The sequence below is a fragment of the Okeania sp. SIO2B3 genome, assembly GCF_010672525.1.
Taxonomy (GTDB): domain Bacteria; phylum Cyanobacteriota; class Cyanobacteriia; order Cyanobacteriales; family Microcoleaceae; genus Okeania.
This window is the reverse complement of record NZ_JAAHGH010000211.1, coordinates 1-3667: the sequence shown is the minus strand read 5'-3', so window position 1 is coordinate 3667 and position 3667 is coordinate 1. Positions and strand designations below refer to the sequence as shown.

Below are 3667 nucleotides of genomic sequence, written 5' to 3'. Positions count from 1 at the left end.
AGTAATTATGCTTCCACAAGTTACCAGGCAATAGGTAATATTTTTCAAGAAATTATGACAGCATATACGTTGATTTCAGAAATTCATCACAAAGACGCCCCTCCCCCTCCCAACCCACCCCTAACCCCTCCCAGGAGGGGAGGGGTTAAGGGTGGGTTGGGAGGAAAGAGGGAAGGAAGAAGAAGAACTGGAGTTGAAGGAGAAAGTTTTTGGTCGCGTAAGCGGAACGGAGTTCTATCACGCTATTATCCGGACATGATATAAGAAGGAAGAAGAGAAGAAAGTTTTTGTTTAGCTGGTGCACAATTTTCCTATCGGAATGTTACCGCAAACGTTAACGCTTTCAGCCCAGAATGCTTTTCATATCACGCAGTTAAATGCAAACGCGTAATATCATGTTCGGATAATCAGTAAACATCTCCTCCATGCATAGGGAGTAGGCAGTAGGGAACCCACCCCTTGCCCATCCCCCTCCCAGGAGGGGAAAGAATTGATAATTTCTGTGTGATAATTGATTTTATTTTTTATGACCACGCCTATGTCTAGTTATAATAAAACTTTATCCCTTATTCCTTCTTCCTTCTTCCTTACTTCAATTATTTTGTCTCCTGCTTTTTCAATTTCACAAATACATCATACTGGGTGGTACGATTACTACTAACAATAGATGTCACTCCAATAGACTCCATACCATCTATCCAAACTTTTTGATTTGGAGGTAGTTGCGGAATAGAAAGATTTTGAGGATTAAAGCTGCCACTAATATCAAGGAAAAAATTACCGTTAAAAGATTCTGACTCTGGTGGTAAACTTTTTTGTAATACAGCACTTTCAACCATAGAAGTTGTTGGGGCGGGCAAAATTTGATTCTCCACAGACCCTCCTAATGTAAAAAATGCCACATTTCCATTCAACCAACCACGAATTACGGTAAAACCACCAAATGGCGAAGTCCACTTAACAACAGGTTCTCCACTGGCAACAGCTTCACCTACCTCAAATTCTTGGTTTTTCATGGCCTCATCTAACTTTTTCAGTGACTCCTCCGCAGCACGGCGATCGCTTGCTTTGACCATAAAGACAAACCCCGCAGCAAACTTGTTTAACTCATCCTTACTTTTAGGGATAGGCAGCAAAGACAAAGAATATTCTCCTGCCATCCATTTGAGAAAATCTTCATCTAAATTCATATTAGTTGTATTCTTCACAGCTTTACGCAATGTATCTGGGTTAATAGGAGCTACTGGGTTAGCTGCTGCATTTTTGACATAATCAGACCACATTTTCTGTAAATTACTGCCAGATACCATCATCAAAGCATTTCCTGGAATTCGATTTAACATTTCCATAGCTCTGTTTTCGACGGTAAACTTTTTCTGACTATTAGGTTTTAGCCAAGAAATAGCCTTTAAATTTATACCTTCAGGAACTAAATTTACGCTAGCTGCCACTCCCTGGTTATCCTCAAGTTGTTTGAGATTTTCCTCAGAAACAGGAGTAATAGACTTACTAGAACTATAAGCAGCAGCAACAGGAATATTCACATATACTAGACCAAAGGGTGAAGAGGTTTCCAATTTATCGATCGCTTCTGTATAACCAGGAACTTTTGCCAGAGACTGGTCTCCTTTATAAATATCGATCGCCTGATTTATTGAAGTCTGGGAGTCAGTAATTACTAAATACTGATTCCCCAATGCTGCAGCAGAAATATCTTGGTTAGGCACTCCTTCCGTTTCTGTAATTTCAATACCTCTATAAGTACGTTTAACTAATTGACCTTTTTCTAGAGAACGTGGTTGGTCTAAAATTTGTTTCGCCTTGACTGGGTTGGCGATGGGTAATATTACCACAGTTGCTTGTTGAGCAGGAGGTGGAGGAGGAGAGTCGGGAGTAGTAGAGTTAGCTGCTTCTAGAGTTTGCTTGCGCAATAAAGCAATCATTATTTCCTCCCCTACCCAAGGTTGAATATCTCGTTGATAGTTATAACCATAAGTAGTCAGGAAGCGATCGCGCAATTGCCCCAATAGATTTTTAAAAGCAGTTTGAGATTCTGGAGTGCCAAACTGTTGCAGTTTTTCCCATTGACCAGGGTTACTGGAAACAGAAATAGTCATCATTGCATCCTTAGGCACAACCTCAGCACCTACTGGCAAATTATCTGCTGTTTCTTTGGAAGCTATTATAATGTAGCCAGCGACACTACCAATAATCATTAATACGGTTGCACCTAGTAGGGTTAAGGGTAAAGTTTTATCTTGTTTTTTCATTTTTAATTAAAATAGGAAGTAAGGAATAGGAATTGCCAAGAGGTAATAATACAAAATATTTATTCAAATGGTATTATAGATATTTACAAAAATAATTTGCTATAAATTTAAAATTATATCAGGACTTACCCATGAACGCTATTGGTAGGGTGTGTTAGCGGTAGCGTAACTGAGCAAACCCTATATCTATTGTCAAAGTTTCTAACTTCTAACTTCTAACTTTTGCCTTAAAAGACTTTTGACTTTTGACTTTTGACTTTTGACTTTTGACTTTTGACTTTTGACGATGTTTTTGTTGATGTTGTGTTCGGTGTTTGGCTATAATAAAGTAATACCTGCTCATCTGGGGTTGGTGTTTCGGAGTTTTACTCAGACTTATAGTAGTCGCCTCAAGCAAGATGTTCCCGTTGATGAAAGTTCTCGACGTTGGTGGGATAGGTTATTGCAGGAGTTGGCGTGGGTGATGACAAATGGGGAGTCGAAAACTGAGATTATGGTTGCTATTTCTCGGCAAAAAATAGCACTTGCACTTGTCATATGCTCCATCACCTGATATTTGGGTAATTTGACCTTCTACTCCATCTAATAGGTCACCAAATACTTGATCGTCACTAACATTATTAGTTGTGGCATTTTAATTCCTTGCCTCCCTTTCATAAAATGCCTATTTAATAGCAATAGTCCGAAAAGCTGTCATTCCTAGATGAGCCAAACTCGAAGTATTGTTGAGTAAATCGTCGCGGATATCAGGATTACAGCAGTTTTCTAGTTGATGAGCTACAAAGTTTTATTGCTTTAGGCAACAGGCAACAGCTCCGGAAGGCAACAGGGAATATAGGAATAAATAGTCTTATAGCTGTACCTCACGCTTCCTCAAAAGTGCTGTAATATCCCAAGCTAAACTAAGCGCTCTGACATTGATCTGCACTTTCGGGGGGTTAAATAATCCTCCCACTAAAATTACTGCCACTTGTTGCCCGATATATTCTCCGGTGAGTCCGTAGAGAGCATTGATTGTAGACTCAATCTCTGTTAATATCCTCGTCTGTTTGGTTAAAGTTAAAGTTATAAATTTTTTCCGCAAAATTCAGCGCTCCACTCACTAATTCTCCCGCACTTTTTCCGGTAAGCAAACTAGCTACTTCCAGCCCAGTAGTATTTATGATCATGCAGAACCCACTCAAAAACAGTATAATCAATGTTAGTAAGTAGTTTCACGTTCTTCTGCTAAAATGTTGTCAGATTTTCTGGCAACATTTTTCAATAGCTTAGAGCTGATTTATAAAGTAAATATTAAGAGGATAAATGCTTTACAGTGTAAGGGTTCGACACTATCTAAGCCCCTAGGGCATAATTTTCCGCCAACCCATGCTAGAAAGGAGTTTTAACTCAGTTTA

At 39.1% G+C, this 3667-nt stretch carries 4 protein-coding genes; 2 read left to right on the top strand and 2 right to left on the bottom strand.

Annotated features, from left to right (window positions below):
• The coding region (locus F6K15_RS37595; RefSeq protein ID WP_293071158.1) for a hypothetical protein at positions 1-264 on the top strand (264 nt) is incomplete at its 5' end.
• A 332-nt stretch (positions 265-596) separates the two neighbouring features.
• Here the strand turns inward: F6K15_RS37595 and F6K15_RS37590 are convergent.
• A complete protein-coding gene (locus F6K15_RS37590) occupies positions 597-2270 on the bottom strand; it encodes a DUF3352 domain-containing protein (protein ID WP_293071156.1) in 1674 nt (557 codons plus the stop codon).
• Between the two features lie 280 nt (positions 2271-2550).
• Here F6K15_RS37590 and F6K15_RS37585 point away from each other — a divergent pair, with 280 nt between their 5' ends.
• Positions 2551-2823: a hypothetical protein gene (locus F6K15_RS37585; protein ID WP_293071154.1), complete on the top strand. Its 273-nt coding sequence runs from the start codon at positions 2551-2553 to the stop codon at positions 2821-2823.
• A gap of 297 nt (positions 2824-3120) precedes the next feature.
• Here the strand turns inward: F6K15_RS37585 and F6K15_RS37575 are convergent, their stop codons facing one another.
• Positions 3121-3354 (bottom strand): hypothetical protein, encoded by a 234-nt coding sequence (locus F6K15_RS37575; protein ID WP_293071152.1) that lies wholly within the window; start codon positions 3352-3354, stop codon positions 3121-3123.
• Positions 3355-3667 lie beyond the last annotated feature (313 nt).

Excerpts from the sequence above, each read along its gene's own strand:
- F6K15_RS37590 (WP_293071156.1), bottom strand. The coding sequence starts at position 2,270 with ATGAAAAAACAAGATAAAACTTTACCCTTAACCCTACTAGGTGCAACC.